A 15963-nucleotide genomic window follows, 5' to 3' on the forward strand; every position below is an offset into this window, starting at 1 on the left:
ACAGCGTGCTCACTCACGCCGCACCCCCTTCCCCGCTCACGCGTCGGGCCCCCTGTGCTCCGCCCGGTCCTGCGGTCCGCCCTGCTCCGGCACCCTCGGGCTCAACGCCTCCGCGGCCGCCCGCTGATACCGCAGCACCGCCTCCTCCGCCACCCGGAGATCGCAGGGAGCGCTCCACAGCATGCGCCGGGCCGCGTCGTAGCGCTCCACGAGGAACGGGTCCTCGGCGAAACCGAGCCGAGCGACCTTCGCCTTGTACGCGTCGAGCCGGCCGCGCAGCTCCGCGCGGACCGCCAGCGGCGCGGTGACCGCCGTCAACGACTCACGGGCCCGCAGCAGTTCGTCCTCCGCCTTCTCCTCCAGCGCCTCCAGCAGCGGTGACAGACGGTGCCACTGCGCGTGCCTGCGGTACTCCGCGGCCGCCGCCAGCTGTTCCTGCAACGCCGTCGGCGGACCGCTCACGGCGGGCACCTCCGACGCGGCGATCTTCGCGAGGACCTCGCCGCGGGCACTGCGCGCCTCGGCGAGCGTGCGGTCCGCCCGGCTCAGTACGTCCCGCAGCTTCACCAGCCGCGCCTCCGCGTCCTGGCGCACGGTGAGCACCGCGTCGATCTCGCGGCGCACCTCCTCCAGGGCGCGCGCCTCACGGTCGTACGCCGTCGTGTCCGGCCGGCCGCCACCGGGGGCCGAACTCCCCTGCGCCGGCGTCCAGAAGGCCAGCGGGTCGGAGATGACCTGCTCGCGCAGGGTGGTCAGGGTGCGGGTGATCCGCTCCAGGTCGTCGCCCGAGGGATGCTCGCCGGGGCGCACGCCCACGGAGTGCGCGAGCCGGCGGGTGCGCTGGAGCTCGGCGGCCAGTAAATCGATCCGGGCGGGCAGCGCGGACCACACGGCGTCCGCGCTGACGACCATGTCGAGCGAGGACGCGTACAGGTCGTTCATCCGGTCCACCAGCGCGGCCAGCGTGAACCGCTCGCTGAGCTTGCCGGTGCCGGCCAGCGTCGGCGCGTTCGCCGTGGCCGTGGTGGAACCGGCGACCGTGATGCCCGATCCCCGCAGCAGCTCGGTCAGTTCGACCAGATCCTCACGGCTGGACCAGCGCCGGCGGGAGCGGATCTCGCGCGCGGAGCGCAGCGCGTCCGCGTAGGCGTCGAAGTACGCCCACAGCAGCGTGATCGAGGCGTCCGCGGACGTCCAGCGCTCCTTGGTCGTGCCGGTGAGTTCGGCGCCTTCGAGGAGCCTGCGGCCCGCGTGGTCCTGCAGGGCGAGGAGGGAGGTCTCGATGGCCTCGTGCTCGGCGGCGAGGCGCGCCAGCGCACGGTCCGCCTCGTCCCGGTCCAGCACCGGCGCGGGGGGCTCCGTGGCGCCCATCGATCACCTCTCGCTTCCTGTCCGTCCCCGCGCGCTCGGCGGCGCGCCGGGGCAACTCTCCAGTGGTATCAGGTCGGTTACTCGTAGTGGACGGTGGGCGGTTCCTTCGAGGGGGAGTCGTCCTTGAGGGTCGGCGCGAGCCACTTGTCGTAGGACTGGCGCCAGCCGTTCTTGCGGTAGTCCGCGAGGATCTGGTTCACCCGGCGGACCAGGTCGTCCGAGTCCTTGCGCATGGCCACGCCGTAGTACTCGGTGGTGAAGGTGTCGCCCTTCAGCCTGACCGTCGGGTCCTGCGCCGCCTGGCTCGCGGCGAGCGCGCCGTCGGTCACCACCGCGTCGGCCTCACCCAGCTGGAGCCGCACCAGGCAGTCGAGCTGGTTGGGGACGGTGATGACGGTGGCGGACGCGACCATCTTGTCGGTCGTCAGCTTGGCCAGGGCCGTCGATCCCGACGCCGCGCAGATCCTCTTGCCGGCGAGGCTCTTGTCGTACCCCGTGATCGAGGAGCTGTCCGGGGCGAGCACCTGTTGGCCGGTCTTGAAGTAGGGCGCGGAGAAGGCGACGTCCTTCAGCCGGTCGCAGGTGATCGTCATCGTGCGGACCACCATGTCGACCGTGCCGTCCTTGACGGCGGAGATGCGCTGGCTGGTGGGGATGGCGCGGAACTGGACGGCGTCCGGGTCGCCGAGGATGTCCTCGGCGATGGCGTGCACCAGGTCGATGTCGAAGCCCTCCAGGTCGCTGCCGGCCTTCGGGTTGTTCGGGTCGCGGTAGCCCCAGCGGTAGCTGTTCTGGTCGACGCCGACGATCAGCCGCCGGTCCTTGCGCGCCTTGATGGCCTCGATCGTCGGCCCGTCCGCGCTCGACGGCGCGGGGCTCCGGTCCTGCGGGTCGGTGCACTTCTCGGCCGTGGCCTGGGTGCCCCGGCCGAGGCCCTGACCGCCCAGACCCGCGCCGCCCTCCCCGTGCGCGTCGCTGAGCGGCAGCAGCAGCGCGAAGACGAGCGCGACCGCGCAGGCGACCGCCATCGCGCCCACACCGCCCCAGCCGCGCAGGCTCGCCCTCAGACGTCGTGCGATCATCGCCGCTCCCCCTCTCACCGGTACTCCGAAAGCCTGCGCCCGACGCCGAACACCGCGCCGGCCGCGGCCAGTACCGCGAGGACCGCCGCGCCGACCGGAAGCCCGCTCATGGCCCCCAGGCCGTCGCTCGCCGCCTGCTTGAACTCGGTCTGCTCGTGCGTCAGCGCGCGCGTGAGGCTCTTGTCGACGCCGTTGAAGCACGCGCCCGTGGGCTTCTTGTCCGCGGAGCCGATGACCTTGTCGAGCGCGTCCTGGTACTTGCCCTGCTTGTCGAGCGCGCGGGCTTCCTTGTGGCGGACCTTCCACTCCTTCATGTTGGACGTCGCGGTCCGTACGGGCTGCTCACCCGCCGCGTCGTCCGCGAGGCTCGCCGCCACGGCGAGGCCCTTGGTGAGCTGCTTCATCTCCGTGTCGAACTCGCTGTCGTACAGGTCGACCGTCGTCTCGTCGGGCAGCGTCTTGGTCTCCGCGCCGCGGCTGACCAGGGTGAGGTTCTCGTTGCCCCGCGCCTTCAGGGACGCGATCTGCGCGTCGTGCAGCACGTTCAGGGACCGGACCCCGTGCTCGTAGGACTCGTCGAGCCCGGCCCGGGCGAGGGTGTGCCCGACGGCCAGCCACAGCAGGACGACCACGGACGCGGCGGTCGCGGCGGCCAGGCCCTGGTTCATCACGCGGTTCGTCCGGCGGTAGTTGCGCCGCTGCGCCCACACGAGCGCGCCGAGCGCGACGAGGCCGAGGGCGATCGCCGCCCACGGGTAGGGCTTCGCCTCGGCGTAGTCCGCGTTCAGCCGCTGGTTCTCCCGCGTGTAGAGCTGCTGGGCCTTCGGCAGCATCTGTTCCTGCATCTTCTCGTTCGCGTACCGCAGATAGGCGCCGCCCAGCGGGAAGCCCTGCCGGTTGTTGGCGCGGGCGCGCTCGACCAGGCCGGTGTACTCGGGCAGCAGCCTGTTCAGGTCGGCGATCGTGGCCGCCGAAGCGGAGCCGGGGTCACTGCTGTTGGCCGCGGTGACGAGCTTCTCCGAAGCCGTCCGGATGTCCCGGTCGTACTGGTCCCGGGACTCCTGCGTCTCCTGGCCGCCCGCCAGGAAGCCGCTGGCGGCCGCGGTGTTGGCGTCGGCGAGGGAGCGGTAGATGTCGGCCGCGCTCGCGCTCAGCGGCTGGCTGCTGTTCAGCACGTTGTCCGCGGCGTCCGAGCGCTGCGTCATCTGCAGGGCGGTGACCGCGCCGAAGGCGACGACCAGCAGGGCCAGGAGCGCGCCGATGATCCGCAGGCGTCCGGGCTCCGTCGTCGCCGCGGCGCGCAGCCGGTCCACGCCCTCCGCCCACGCCGTACGCCGGGGCGGAGCGGCCGGTGCCGCGGTGGTCACCGGCGGCGGCCCCTGGGGAACTCCGGGCCCGGCCGGCGGCACGGGAGGTCCGGACTGCGGCGGCACGGCCGGCATCGTCGGGGCGCCCCGACCCGGTGGCGCCGCACTGCCTTTCGGCGGCTGTGTCACTTGACCTCCCCCATGGTCATCCGTCCGGTCGCGCTCGCCGCGGACGCGGCCGGCGCGGCCGTACGGCGTAGGTGCACGGCGGCAAGTATCGCCGCCGGGACCGGCATCCGCACAGGCCTTGCCTGGATCTTGTTCGGATCACGGCGCAGCACGAAATCGCCGGCACCGCCCCCTGCCCATGAACACGTGTTCCGGTCCGGTTCGGTTCCCGCGCCGGCGCGGCGGAACGCGGGGGCGCCCCCGCGCGCGCCCCCGCGTTCCACCGGTCCGGTCAGACCCCTTCGTAGAAGGCCCGCACGCGCGCGTGGACGTCGTGCCCCGCGCTCACCCGGTCCAGGCCGAGCAGCGCCGCACCCAGCACGGGCGGGGCCGCGACCACCTGCGGGACCGCCTTCGGGGCGCGGGCGGCGAGGAGTTCGGCGATCCGGTCGTCGAGCTGCGGATGCCGGGCCGCGAGGATGCTGCCGCCGAGGAGGACCGGAGTCTCCTCCGTGAGCAGGTCGAGGCGGGTCAGCGCCACCGTGGCCATGGCGACCACCTCCTCCGCGAGCCGGTCGACGAGCCCGCGGGCCACCGGGTCGCCGTCCACGGCGGTGGCGAACAGGACCGGGGTCAGTTCGTGCCGGCGCGCGTTGCCGATGTGCTCCAGGTGGAGCGCCTCGATGAGCGCGTACATGGAGTCCAGGCCGAAGTGCGCGGGCAGGGTGCGGGAAAGGGCGGTGGGTCCGCCCCGGCCGTCCTCCGCCCGTGCCGCGTGCCACAGGGCCTCCTCGGCCAGACCCCAGCCGCCGCCCCAGTCGCCGGAGATGCGGCCGATGGCGGGGAAGCGGGCGGTACGGCCGTCGGGACGCATGCCGACGCAGTTGATGCCGGCACCGCACACCACGGCGACACCGCGCGGGTCGGCTATCCCGGCGCGCAGGATCGCGAACGTGTCGTTGCGCACCTCCACGCCCGCGCCCCACGCCCGCGCGTCCAGCGCCGCCGCCAACTGCTCCTCCTCCACCGGAAGATCGGCGTTGGCGAGACAGGCGGAGACGTGCTCGACCGAGGTGACGCCCGCCTCCGCGAAGGCCCGCCGCACGGCGTCGGCGAGCACGTCGACCGCGGTCTCGACACCGACCACCGGGGGCCGGAAGCCGCCGCCGCGCGCGGTGCCGGTGACCCGGCCGTCCGCGGTGACCACGGCGACGTCGGTCTTGCTGTTCCCCGCGTCGATGGCCAGCACGAGGCCGGTGGGGTCTGCGGGGCCGGACCCGGCGGCCGTCCCGGCGCCGGACTCCGTCGAGGTCATGCCCACGCGAGGTGCTCCCGGTTGTGCGCGATCAGCTGGTCGGTCAGGGTGTCGGCGTAGGCGTACTGGCCGATCAGGGGGTGGGCGAGCAGGGCGCGGAAGACCCGGTCGCGGCCGCCGCGCAGGGCGGCCTCCAGAGCGAGGTCCTCGTACGCCGTCACGTTCGCCATGAGACCCGCGTACAGCGGGTCCACGGCCGGCACCGCGAGCGGCGTCGGGCCCTTGGCGTTGATCGCGGCCTGCACCTCGATCACCGCGTCGTCCGGCAGGAACGGCAGGGTTCCCCGGTTGTACGTGTTCACCACCTGATAGGGGCTGCCGCCTCCGCCGAGCAGCGACGCGGCGAGGTCCACGGCGGCCTCCGAGTAGAAGGCGCCGCCGCGACGGGCCAGCAGCTCCGGCTTCTCGTCGAGCGCCGGGTCGCCGTACATGGTCAGCAACTGCCGCTCCATCTCGGCGACTTCGGCGGCCCGGGAGGGCTTGGTGCGCAGCTCCTCGACGACGGCGTCGTGCGCGTAGAAGTAGCGCAGGTAGTACGAGGGGACCACGCCGAGCCGGTCGACGAGGCTGCGGGGCAGCCGCAGGTCGTCGGCGACGGCGTCCCCGTGCTCGGCGAGCAGCTTGGGCAGCACGTTCTCGCCCTCGGGGCCGCCGAGGCGCACCCCGGTCTCCCAGGTGAGGTGGTTGAGGCCCACGTGGTCGAGGTGCACGTCGGCGGGGGAGACGCCGAGCAGGCCGGCGAACTTCCGCTGGAAGCCGATCGCCACGTTGCACAGGCCGACCGTCTTGTGGCCCGCTTGGAGGAGGGCACGGGTGACGATGCCGACCGGGTTGGTGAAGTCGATGATCCAGGCGTCCGGGTTGCTGCGGCGGACCCGCTCGGCGATGTCCAGCACCACCGGGACGGTCCGCAGCGCCTTGGCCAGACCGCCCGCGCCCGTCGTCTCCTGTCCGACGCAGCCGCACTCCAGCGGCCACGTCTCGTCCTGCTGGCGGGCCGCCTGGCCGCCGACCCGGAGCTGCAGGAGCACCGCGTCGGCGCCCTCCACGCCCGCGTCGAGGTCGGAGGTCGTGACGATCCTGCCGGGATGGCCCTGCTTGGCGAAGATGCGCCGCGCCAGGCCGCCCACCAGCTCCAGGCGTTCGGCCGCCGGGTCCACGAGGACGAGTTCCTCGACCGGCAGGGTGTCCCGCAACCGGGCGAATCCGTCGATGAGTTCGGGGGTGTAGGTCGACCCTCCGCCGACCACGGTGAGTTTCATGGTTAACCCTTCACTCCGGTGAGCGTGACACCCTCGACGAACGCCTTCTGCGCGAAGAAGAACACGAGGATCACGGGGGCCATGACCAGAACGGTCGCGGCCATGGTGAGATTCCAGTCGGTGTGGTGCGCGCCCTTGAACGACTCCAGGCCGTAGGACAGGGTCCAGGCGCCCTGGTTCTCCGAGGCGTAGATCTGCGGTCCGAAGTAGTCGTTCCAGGCGTAGAAGAACTGGAACAGCGCGACGGCCGCGATACCGGGCTTCGCCATCGGCAGGACGACCCTCAGCAGGGTCCGCAGATCCCCGCAGCCGTCGACCTTGGCGGCGTCCAGGTACTCGTTCGGGATGGTCATCAGGAACTGGCGCAGCAGGAAGATGGAGAACGCGTCGCCGAACGCCATCGGGATGATCAGCGGCCACAGCGTTCCGGACAGGTCCAGCTGCTTGGCCCAGAACAGGTACATCGGGATGATCACGACCTGCGGCGGCAGCATCATCATCGAGATGACCAGCATCAGGGACAGGTTCCGGCCCCGGAAGCGGAACTTGGCGAGCGCGTAGGCGACCGGGATCGACGAGACGACGGTCAGCACGGTGCCGAAGCCCGCGTAGAGCAGGGTGTTCTTCCACCAGGTGAGGAAGCCCGGGGTGTCGAAGACCTTCTTGTAGTTGCCCCATTCCCAGGTGTGCGGGATCAGGTCGCGGCTGAGTGCCTGGCTGTCGCTCATCAGCGAGGTCAGGAACACGAACACGAAGGGCAGGACGAAGAAGAGGGCGGCGGCGAGGCCGAGCGAGTGGATCGCCACCCACTCCAGGAGCGCCTTGCGGCGGGCGGTGCGTTCGGCGGGGGAGACGGGCTTCGTCAGTTCCGCCGGCTTGTCGAGTACGTGGGTCATCGGTCAGTCACCTGCCTGGATGAGACCGCCCCGGCGCCGCATCAGGAACGCGGTGAACACCATGGACAGGGCGAACAGCACGAGCGCGACCACACAGGCGGAGCCGTAGTCGAAGCGCTGGAAGCCGAGGTTGTAGACGAGCTGGGGCAGGGTGAGCGTCGACTTGTCGGGATAGCCGGGCTCGAACTGCGTGCCGGCGCCCTGGATGACGCCCGAGGCGACCTTCCCGGCGATCAGCGGCTGCGTGTAGTACTGCATGGTCTGGATCACGCCGGTGACCACGGCGAACATCACGATGGGCGAGATGTTCGGCAGGGTGACGTACCGGAAGCGCTGCCAGGCGGAGGCGCCGTCCAGCTCGGCGGCCTCGTACTGCTCGGTCGGCACGTCGAGCAGCGCGGCCATGAAGATGACCATCAGGTCGCCGATGCCCCACAGGGCGAGCAGGGTGAGGGCCGGCTTGGACCAGGAGGGGTCGTTGAACCAGCCGGGGGCCGGGATGCCGACCTTCTCCAGGATCGAGTTGACCGGTCCCGTGCCGGGGTTGAGCAGGAAGGCGAAGGCCATGGTGGCCGCCACCGGCGGAGCGAGGTAGGGCAGGTAGAAGAGGGTGCGGAAGACACCCGTGGCCGTCTTGATCTTCGTGATCAGCAGGCCCACGCCGAGTCCGAACAGGACGCGGAGGGTCACCATGACGAGGACCAGCCACAGGGTGTTGCGCAACGCGGGCCAGAACAGCGGGTAGTTCTCGAAGACGTAACGCCAGTTCTTCGTCCCCGCCCACGTCGGCGGCTTGAAGCCGTCGTAGTGCATGAAGGAGAAGTAGACGGTCGAGAGCAGCGGGTAGGCGAAGAAGACCGCGAACCCGATCAACCAGGGCGACATGAAGGCGAGGGTCCGAAGCGCCGCCCTGCGGCGCTTCGAAGCCAGCGTGACAGTGCTCATCGGGTGGCTACTTCGCCTGCGCGATGTCCGTGTCGATCTGCTTGGCGGTGGATTCCAGGCCCGCCTTCAGATCCTTCGTCTTGCCGCTCTCGTAGTCGTATCCGAACTGCTGGAGCGTCACGAGGTAGGTGCCGCCGTTGATGGACGCCGGCGTGGTCGTGGAGTTCGGGTTCGACGCGATGTCCAGGAACGTCTTGAACCGCGGGTCGTACTTCAGCTTCGGCGACTTGAGGGCGGCGAGCGTCGAGGGCACGTTGTGGATGGCGTTGGCGAAGCCGACCACCGCGTCCGTGTCCGTCGTCATGTACTTGACGAACTCCCAGGCCGCGTTCTGCTTCTTGCTGGTGGCCGCGATGCCCGCGATGGTGCCGGTGATGTAGCCCTTGCCGTACTGGTCCGCCTGGTCGTCCGGGACGGGCAGCGGGGCGACGCCGATCTCGAAGCCGGGCTTGGCCTCCTCGGCCATGCCGAGCCGCCACTCGCCGTCCAGCTGCATGGCGACCTGACCGGTGTGGAAGGGGTGCTTGGGGCCCCACTCGTCACCGAGCTTGGAGCGGTAGGTCTCCAGCTTCTTGAAGCCGCCGAGCTCGTCGACCAGCTTCTTCTGGAGGGTGAAACCGGCCGTGAAGGCGGGGTCCTTGGCGACGTTCGACTTGCCGCTGCCGTCGAAGTACGTCGGCGAGAACTGCCCGAAGTAGTGCTCGGTGGTGGACTCCCAGCCGTGGTAGTTCGGCATGAAGCCGAGCTGCGAATACGAGTCGCCCTTGGCGACGGTGAGCTTCTTGGCGTCCTTCTCGAACTCCGACCAGGTCTTCGGCGGGGAGGAGATCCCGGCCTTCTCGAAGGCGGTCTTGTTGTAGTAGAGGCCGTACGCGTCACCGAGCAGCGGCACCGTGCAGCGGTTGCCGTCGAACTGGGTGTACTCGTTCATCGCCTTCGGGAACGTCGTCTCCGGGTCGATGTCCGACTTCTTGAAGAAGGGGTTGAGGTCGACCAGCGCGCCCGAGGAGCAGAACTTGCCCACGTTGTTCGTGGTGAACGAGGAGATCACGTCGGGCGCCTTGTCACCGCCGGCCCGCAGCGCCTGGTTGATCTTGTCGTCCGTCATGTTGGCGACGACGTTGACGTGGATGTTGGGGTGCGCCTTCTCGAAGCCGGCGACCATCGACTTGACGGCCTTGACCTCGCCCGGCGCGCTCCAGGCGTGCCAGAAGTTGATCGTCTGTTCCTTGGACGCGTCGTCGCTCCCGCCGCTGTCGGACTGGCCGGTACACGCGGTGGCGAAGAGGGCTATCGAGGCGGAGGCGGCGAGCGCGACCGCCGCCTTTCGGGATATTCCGGGCATGACGAGATCTCCCTGCGAAGGACGGGGCGGAACGGGGTGACGGGCGGGACGGTGACGGTGATGGGCTCGGCGGTGCCGAGTCGGTGGTGCGGATCAGCGGGAGGTGTCGAAGACCTCGTCGCGGGTGGCTGCCAGGGCGCTCTCCAACGCGCCGCGCAGTACGGGGTGTTCGTGGACGCCGCCGACCACGAGGCGCGGCCGGGACGCGGCCAGCTCCTCCAGCTCGGCCTGGACCAGGGCGCGCAGTGGTTCGCCGCCCGCGGTGAGCGACGAGCCGCTGAGCACGACGAGTTCGGGATCGAGGACGGAGACCAGTGAGGCCAGACCGGTGGCGAGGCCGGTCGCGTAGGTCTCCAGGAGCTGCCGGTACGGACCGTCCGCGACGGCGGCGGCCCGCTCGACGAGGGTGGCGGCGACCTCGGTGTACGGACCCGCGGGCAGGTCCTTGATGCCGAGCTCGCGGGCGAGCTTGGGGAGCGCCTGGGAACCTGCCAGTTCCTGGTAGCCACCGCTGTTGGCCTTGGTCACCTGGCGCACCAGGGGCGCCCCGGGCACCGGCAGGAAGCCGACCTCGCCCGCGCCGCCGGTCCAGCCGCGGTGCAGCCGGCCGCCGAGGACGAGCGCGGCGCCGAGACCGCCCTCGTTCCACAACAGGACGAAGTCCTCGTGCCCCTGGGCGGCGCCGAGGCGCTGCTCCGCGATGGCGACGAGATTGACGTCGTTCTCGTACTCGACGGGCATCGGCAGCGCGGCCGCCAGTTCGTCGAGCAGCGTCGGGGTGTGCCAGCCGGGCAGGTGCGAGGCGTACCGCAGCCGGCCGGTGTTGGGGTCGAAGGCGCCGGGTGTGCCGATGACCAGGCGGCGGACGTCGTCCCGGGCGAGCCCGGCGGCCTTGACCGCGCCGTCGAGGGCGTCGGTGACCTGGCGTACGACGGGCTGGGCGGGGCGGCGGCCGGGGGTGGGCAGTTCGTACTCGCCGACCGTCCGGCCGGTGATGTCGGCGACGGCGGCGAGGACGCGGTCCGGGGTGACGTCCAGGCCCGCCGCGTGGCCGGCGCCCGGATTGACCGCGTACAGCTGGGCGTTGGGGCCCGGGCGGCCCTCGCTGGTGCCGGTGGCGAGCACCAGGCCCGCCGCTTCCAGGCGGGCGAGGAGCTGCGAGGCGGTGGGCTTGGACAGCCCGGTGAGCTTGCCGATGCGGGTCCGGGAGAGGGGGCCGTGCGCGAGCAGCAGGTCGAGTGCGGCCCGGTCGTTCATGGCGCGCAGGACGCGCGGAGTGCCCGGCGTACCGGCGGATCCTGCCATGTCTGTCGCCACCTGCCCTTCTCGGCCGACCAGCTTCCCAGGGGTGCCTTCGGTAAGTCCACCCAAGATCATTGTTAGGAAAGTTTCCTATTGCTGGTGCGAGGAAAGTAGGCCGGGTGGGGCGGAGGCGTCAAGAGAAACCACCCCCGAGGCAACCGACTCGTTACCTGCGGGGGTGGTGCTGTTCGAGGTCGGGGCACTGCCGTTCGAGATGGTGCGCGCTTGTTCGACGGCGTGACGGGTGCGACCCGTTCGCGGAGGCGGCGGTACGTGGACGGAGGCGGCACCCGAGGTGACCGGGTGCCGCCTCCTTCCGGCGGGCGAGTGCCGTCGCGCTACTTGGCCGTGCTCGGCGGGGTGGGTCCCGGGACGATCGGGGCCGCCGCGAGGGACTGCGGGGACGTCGGGTTGGCGTGCGCCGAGGGGGCCGCGACGCTCTCCGACGGGTCGACCGGCTCCTCCTCGTGGGCCGCCGCCACTCCGCCGACGATCCGGATGTCCGCCTCGTCGAAGGCCCGCTTGATGCGCCAGCGCAGCTCGCGCTCGACGGACAGGGCCTTGCCGGGCATGGTCTTCGCCGAGACGCGGACCACCATCGAGTCGAGGAGCACGCTGTCCAGGCCGAGGATCTCGATCGGGCCCCACAGGCGCTCGTTCCAGGGCTCTTCCTTGCTCATCGCCTCGGCGACGTTGTTCAGCACGGACTGGACCTGGTCCAGGTCCTCCGAGGCGCGGACGGTGACGTCCACGCCGGCCGTGGCCCAGCCCTGGGAGAGGTTGCCGATGCGCTTGACCTCGCCGTTGCGGACGTACCAGATCTCGCCGCCGTCGCCGCGCAGCTTCGTCACGCGCAGGCCCACCTCGATGACCTCGCCGGACGCGACGCCCGCGTCGATCGTGTCACCGACGCCGTACTGGTCCTCCAGGATCATGAAGACGCCGGAGAGGAAGTCCGTGACCAGGTTGCGGGCGCCGAAACCGATGGCCACACCGGCCACACCGGCCGAGGCGAGCAGCGGGGCCAGATTGATCGCGAACGTGCCGAGGATCATCAGCGCGGCGGTGCCCACGATCAGGAAGGACGCGACCGAGCGCAGGACCGAGCCGATGGCCTGCGAGCGCTGCCGGCGGCGCTCCACGTTCACCAGCAGACCGCCCAGCGAGGTGCCGTCGACGGCCTGCACCGTGCGGTTCATGCGGTCGATGAGCTTGGTGATCGCCCGCCGCACCATCACTCTCAGCACCGCGGCTATCACCACGATGAGCAGCACGCGCAGACCGATCGCGAGCCAGGTCGACCAGTTCTCCTCGACCCAGCTCGCTGCGTTGGTCGCACTTTCCTGGGCGTCCTGAAGCGTGGGGGCGACCCGACCTGTCGTCGACGGGGACGGCGACGGGGTCGGGGCGGCGGCCAGGGCCGATAGGACGGTCAGGGACACGGCAGGTACCTCCAGGCGTAGCGGTCCGCCCACGGCCGGGGACATAAGAGGCGCCGTTCGGGCAGAACCACCACACTAACGGGGCATCGTGTGTGGATCGTTGTGTTCAGTGGGGGAGAGACGGTGCTCACCTGGGGATGTAGGGGGTGTGGTCGAAAACACTCCCAGCCCGTTACCGGGACATGGTGGCGCTTCCACCAGGCATGAGGAGAGACTGGCTACAGATCGTCCCGGCGCGAGCCACGCGCCGCCGGCGTACAAGGAGGCATCCGTGCCGCACGTCCTGGTTCTCAACGCGTCGTACGAGCCGCTCGGCGTCGTACCGCTCCGCCGCGCGCTCGTCCTCGTCCTGGAGAACAAAGCCGTCTCCCTCGAGGAATCCGGCGCCTTCCTGCACAGCGCGACCGTTACTGTCCCCGCACCCAGCGTGGTCCGGCTGAAGAGGTTCGTACGGGTTCCCTACCGAGGGCCCGTCCCGCTGACCAGGCGAGCTCTGTTCGCCCGTGACGGCGGCCGGTGCATGTACTGCGGTGGCGTCGCAACCAGCGTCGACCACGTCATCCCGCGCTCCCGTGGGGGTCAGCACGCCTGGGACAACGTGGTGGCGTCCTGCCGCCGCTGCAACCACACCAAGGCCGACCGCCACCTGGTCGAGATCGGCTGGCGTCTGCGCCACAAACCCGCCCCGCCGACGGGGCTCGCCTGGCGCATCATCGGAACCGGGCACAGGGACCCGCGCTGGATGCCCTACCTGCAGCCTTACGGCGCGGACGACGCGATGGCCCGGATCGACGGCATTTCAGCCTGACGATCCGGGCTTTTGTGTTGGCACACCCCGTGCGGCACGCCGTGCCCGGACCGCCGGGAGGACCCCTGTGCCTCCCGGCGGACGGGCGCGTCCGCATGCGCGCCCCTCAGAGGTGGCGCAGCTCCGCGGGCCGCATGGAGCGGCGCAGCAGGGGCAGGGACGTGGCCGCGGCGAGCAGGCAGGCCGCGTAGACGGCGAAGGGGACCACCAGCGGCACCAGGGGGACCGTCCCGTGGCCGGCCAGCTGTCCGTACCAGAAGCCGACGACGAGCCCTCCGGCACCGGCGACCGCGACGGCCGGGGCGAGCGGCAGGGCCGTCTCCAGGAGCAGCGCGCGGCCGAGCACGCTCCGCGGCACGCCCGCCGCGACCTGCGCCGCCAGGCCCCGGCGCCGGGTGGCCAGCGACTCGGCGGTGCCCACGGCGAGCCCGGACAGGGCGAGCGCGAGAGCGATCAGGATCGCCGCACCGGTGAGGTCGACCCCGGTGGTGTAGAAGGACAGGTTCGCCCCGAGCATCCCGGGGTCGCGTCCGGTGAGGTCGTCGAGCAGCACCTGGCGTACGCCCACGAAGGCGGTCCCCACGACGGTCACCAGCAGCACCGCCGCGTGGCTGCGGGCCCCGGCCCACGGGTCGTCCCGCAGCCGTTCGGCCGCGATCAGGGTCGCCGCGTTCCCGGTGCGTTCCGCGAGCACGCGGCCGATCAGCCGGGCGGCGGCGCCCGCCGCCCGGACGGCGCCGAGGCCGGTGAGGATCACCACGGTCAGCACGAACCCCTGGGTCGTCTCGTAGCCGCCGAGGCGGCTCGGGCCGAGGGCGAGGCCGGTGAGAAGGATCACCAGCGCCGTCACGAGGACGACACGGCCCGGACCCCGTCCCCGCGCCGGACGGGTCCGGCGCACGTGGCCCAGCGGCGAGGCGACGACACGGCGCAGCGCGAACACGCTCACCAGGGCGCCCAGCACGGGCACGGCCACCGCGACCAGCGCGCACGCCGTCCAGAGAAGAGCGGGCGGGTCCGGCCACCGGTGCCACAGGTACGGAACGGCGACGGCGGTGGGGGCCACCGAGCCGATGAGGCAGGCGAGTCCGGTCTCCAGGGCGGCGATCCGCCGCACCTGGCCGGGAGCCGCCCCCGCGAGGCGCAGTGCGGCGAGCCGCCGGTCGCGGTGGACGGCGCCGACGCGGGCGCACTGCCCGAGGAAGCCCAGCACCGGCACCAGCAGGAGCACCAGGGCCAGGACCACGCCGGAACGCTCGCCGGGGTTGTCGAGCAGGCCGTCGGCCACCGGCACCCTGCGGCTCCCGCGGATCGAGAGGACCGCCACGGCGGTCAGGCCGAGGCCGGTGGCGAGAGCCGCGCCGGCCGCCGTCAGCGTCACGCGCCACCACTCCCGCCGGTCGGAGCCGCGGGTCAGGAGCAGGGCGAGTCCGAGGTCCGTTCTCACCGGGGCACCTCCTGGACCCGGAGTGCGCCGGGAGCCGTCGACGCGAGGCCGTGGCCGGCCGCCGCGCCGTCCCGCAGCGCGACCTCCCGGTCCGCGTACGCCGCCACCTGGGCGTCGTGCGTGACCAGGAGGACCGCCGTGCCGGACGCCCGCGCGGTCCGGATCAGCGCGCTCATCACCTGCTCCCCGGCGAGGGAGTCGAGGGCGCCGGTCGGCTCGTCCGCGAACACGATCCTCGGTTCCGTCGCCAGGGCCCGGGCCAGCGCCACCCGCTGGGCCTCGCCGCCGCTCATCTCGCCGGGCCGGCTCGCCGCCCGCTCCTGGACGCCGAACCGCTCCAGCCAGGCGCCCGCCCGCTCGCGCGCCGCCGGGCGGGGTGTGCCCGCGAGCATCAGCGGCAGCGCCACGTTGTCGGCGGCCGTCAGCTCGGGGATCAGCTGTCCGAACTGGAACACCACCCCGAACTCCGTCCTGCGCAGCTCGCTGAGCCGCTTCTCGGGCAGCAGGTCGAGGCGCTCACCGGCGTACTCCACCGTCCCGAGGTCGGGCCGGACGATGCCCGCCAGGCAGTGCAGCAGCGTCGACTTGCCGCTGCCGCTGGGTCCCGTGACCGCGACCACCTCGCCGGCGGCCAGCTCGATCGAGGCGCCGCGCAGGGCCTGGGTGGGCCCGTGGGCCTTGACCAGGCCGTGGGCGGCGAGAAGGGGAGTGCTCATGTCGCGTCGACCTCCGCGGTCAGAGGGACGAGCCGGGCCGCGGTGGTGTTCATCCAACGCAGGTCGGCGTCCAGGTGGTTGAGGGCGTAGTCGGCCGAGAGGACGGTCGCGAGGTCGGCGCCGGGCTCCGTCTTCACGGCGGTGAGTTCGCGCATCCGCTCCATGTGGGCGAGGCGCTGGGCGCGCAGGTAGCCGGCCGGATCCGCCGAGGCGAGGATCGAGACGACGACCTTGGCGAAGATCTCGTTCGTCACGAAGGGGGCGGGCGGGGTGATCTCGCCCGCCCACCGGGCCAGTTCGCGCGAGCCGTCGTCGGTCGAGCGGTACAGCGTCCGCTCCGGACCGCCGTCCGAGTCGGTGCCGTCGATCGCGGCGAGTCCGTCGCGGACCAGCCGTTGCAGCGTCGTGTAGACCTGCCCGTAGGCCAACGGGCGTGCCTGCGGGAAGCGTTCGTCGTGCCGTCGCTTGAGGTCGTACCCATGGCTGGGTCCTCCGGCGAGCAGCCCCAACAGGATGTGACGGGTGCTCATGGACTGAGTATGTACTCAATATATGTA

At 71.7% G+C, this 15963-nt stretch carries 14 protein-coding genes; 1 reads left to right on the top strand and 13 read right to left on the bottom strand.

All coding sequences use genetic code 11. The features are described from left to right. Positions 1-36: 36 nt before the first annotated feature. The 10 genes from OG406_RS26010 to OG406_RS26055 all read right to left on the bottom strand — a co-directional run bounded on the left by OG406_RS26010 (position 37) and on the right by OG406_RS26055 (position 12480). Positions 37-1371: a hypothetical protein gene (locus tag OG406_RS26010; protein ID WP_164369291.1), complete on the bottom strand. Its 1335-nt coding sequence runs from the start codon at positions 1369-1371 to the stop codon at positions 37-39. 77 nt (positions 1372-1448) lie between these two features. Continuing rightward, a complete protein-coding gene (locus OG406_RS26015; RefSeq protein WP_266848498.1) occupies positions 1449-2453 on the bottom strand; it encodes a glutamate ABC transporter substrate-binding protein in 1005 nt (334 codons plus the stop codon). A 14-nt stretch (positions 2454-2467) separates the two neighbouring features. Beyond that, entirely contained in the window at positions 2468-3949 is a 1482-nt protein-coding gene (locus OG406_RS26020; protein ID WP_329188053.1) for a hypothetical protein, read from the bottom strand. A 271-nt stretch (positions 3950-4220) separates the two neighbouring features. Then, positions 4221-5243, bottom strand: coding sequence for an N-acetylglucosamine kinase (locus OG406_RS26025; protein WP_164369294.1), 1023 nt, complete (start codon positions 5241-5243; stop codon positions 4221-4223). After that, entirely contained in the window at positions 5240-6505 is a 1266-nt protein-coding gene (locus OG406_RS26030) for a 6-phospho-beta-glucosidase (protein WP_329188055.1), read from the bottom strand. The genes OG406_RS26025 and OG406_RS26030 overlap by 4 nt, the downstream gene beginning before the upstream one ends. 2 nt (positions 6506-6507) lie before the next feature. Then, a complete protein-coding gene (locus OG406_RS26035; protein WP_081217305.1) occupies positions 6508-7401 on the bottom strand; it encodes a carbohydrate ABC transporter permease in 894 nt (297 codons plus the stop codon). 3 nt (positions 7402-7404) lie between these two features. After that, positions 7405-8346 (bottom strand): carbohydrate ABC transporter permease, encoded by a 942-nt coding sequence (locus tag OG406_RS26040; protein ID WP_164369296.1) that lies wholly within the window; start codon positions 8344-8346, stop codon positions 7405-7407. A 7-nt stretch (positions 8347-8353) separates the two neighbouring features. After that, the gene (locus tag OG406_RS26045; RefSeq protein ID WP_329188057.1) at positions 8354-9691 is read right to left on the bottom strand and encodes an ABC transporter substrate-binding protein; all 1338 of its coding nucleotides are present in this window, start codon (positions 9689-9691) and stop codon (positions 8354-8356) included. 93 nt (positions 9692-9784) lie between these two features. Beyond that, positions 9785-10996 carry an ROK family transcriptional regulator gene (locus OG406_RS26050; protein WP_267050813.1) on the bottom strand — a complete coding sequence of 404 codons (1212 nt, stop codon included), beginning with the start codon at positions 10994-10996 and terminating at the stop codon, positions 9785-9787. A 335-nt stretch (positions 10997-11331) separates the two neighbouring features. Continuing rightward, positions 11332-12480 carry a mechanosensitive ion channel family protein gene (locus tag OG406_RS26055; RefSeq protein ID WP_164369299.1) on the bottom strand — a complete coding sequence of 383 codons (1149 nt, stop codon included), beginning with the start codon at positions 12478-12480 and terminating at the stop codon, positions 11332-11334. Between the two features lie 226 nt (positions 12481-12706). Between OG406_RS26055 and OG406_RS26060 the strand changes: the two genes are divergently transcribed. After that, complete coding sequence (locus OG406_RS26060; RefSeq protein ID WP_081217300.1) at positions 12707-13243, top strand: HNH endonuclease; 537 nt, start codon at positions 12707-12709, stop codon at positions 13241-13243. A 106-nt stretch (positions 13244-13349) separates the two neighbouring features. Here the strand turns inward: OG406_RS26060 and OG406_RS26065 are convergent, their stop codons facing one another. From OG406_RS26065 to OG406_RS26075, 3 genes are read right to left on the bottom strand one after another with little or no spacing between them, the layout of a single operon-like run. After that, entirely contained in the window at positions 13350-14690 is a 1341-nt protein-coding gene (locus OG406_RS26065; RefSeq protein ID WP_329188060.1) for an FtsX-like permease family protein, read from the bottom strand. Next, a complete protein-coding gene (locus OG406_RS26070; protein ID WP_164369301.1) occupies positions 14687-15406 on the bottom strand; it encodes an ABC transporter ATP-binding protein in 720 nt (239 codons plus the stop codon). The genes OG406_RS26065 and OG406_RS26070 overlap by 4 nt, the downstream gene beginning before the upstream one ends. Beyond that, the gene (locus OG406_RS26075) at positions 15403-15936 is read right to left on the bottom strand and encodes a PadR family transcriptional regulator (RefSeq protein WP_266613736.1); all 534 of its coding nucleotides are present in this window, start codon (positions 15934-15936) and stop codon (positions 15403-15405) included. Before OG406_RS26075 ends, OG406_RS26070 begins: the two co-directional genes overlap by 4 nt. Between the last annotated feature and the right edge of the window lie 27 nt (positions 15937-15963).

Origin of the sequence: Streptomyces sp. NBC_01428 (assembly GCF_036231965.1) — a bacterium.
In the GTDB taxonomy this organism is placed as follows: Bacteria; Actinomycetota; Actinomycetes; order Streptomycetales; family Streptomycetaceae; genus Streptomyces.

Excerpts from the sequence above, each read along its gene's own strand:
- OG406_RS26010 (WP_164369291.1), bottom strand. The coding sequence starts at position 1,371 with ATGGGCGCCACGGAGCCCCCCGCGCCGGTGCTGGACCGGGACGAGGCG.
- OG406_RS26015 (WP_266848498.1), bottom strand. The coding sequence starts at position 2,453 with ATGATCGCACGACGTCTGAGGGCGAGCCTGCGCGGCTGGGGCGGTGTG.
- OG406_RS26025 (WP_164369294.1), bottom strand. The coding sequence starts at position 5,243 with ATGACCTCGACGGAGTCCGGCGCCGGGACGGCCGCCGGGTCCGGCCCC.
- OG406_RS26030 (WP_329188055.1), bottom strand. The coding sequence starts at position 6,505 with ATGAAACTCACCGTGGTCGGCGGAGGGTCGACCTACACCCCCGAACTC.
- OG406_RS26035 (WP_081217305.1), bottom strand. The coding sequence starts at position 7,401 with ATGACCCACGTACTCGACAAGCCGGCGGAACTGACGAAGCCCGTCTCC.
- OG406_RS26040 (WP_164369296.1), bottom strand. The coding sequence starts at position 8,346 with ATGAGCACTGTCACGCTGGCTTCGAAGCGCCGCAGGGCGGCGCTTCGG.
- OG406_RS26045 (WP_329188057.1), bottom strand. The coding sequence starts at position 9,691 with ATGCCCGGAATATCCCGAAAGGCGGCGGTCGCGCTCGCCGCCTCCGCC.
- OG406_RS26050 (WP_267050813.1), bottom strand. The coding sequence starts at position 10,996 with ATGGCAGGATCCGCCGGTACGCCGGGCACTCCGCGCGTCCTGCGCGCC.
- OG406_RS26055 (WP_164369299.1), bottom strand. The coding sequence starts at position 12,480 with ATGTCCCCGGCCGTGGGCGGACCGCTACGCCTGGAGGTACCTGCCGTG.
- OG406_RS26070 (WP_164369301.1), bottom strand. The coding sequence starts at position 15,406 with ATGAGCACTCCCCTTCTCGCCGCCCACGGCCTGGTCAAGGCCCACGGG.
- OG406_RS26075 (WP_266613736.1), bottom strand. The coding sequence starts at position 15,936 with ATGAGCACCCGTCACATCCTGTTGGGGCTGCTCGCCGGAGGACCCAGC.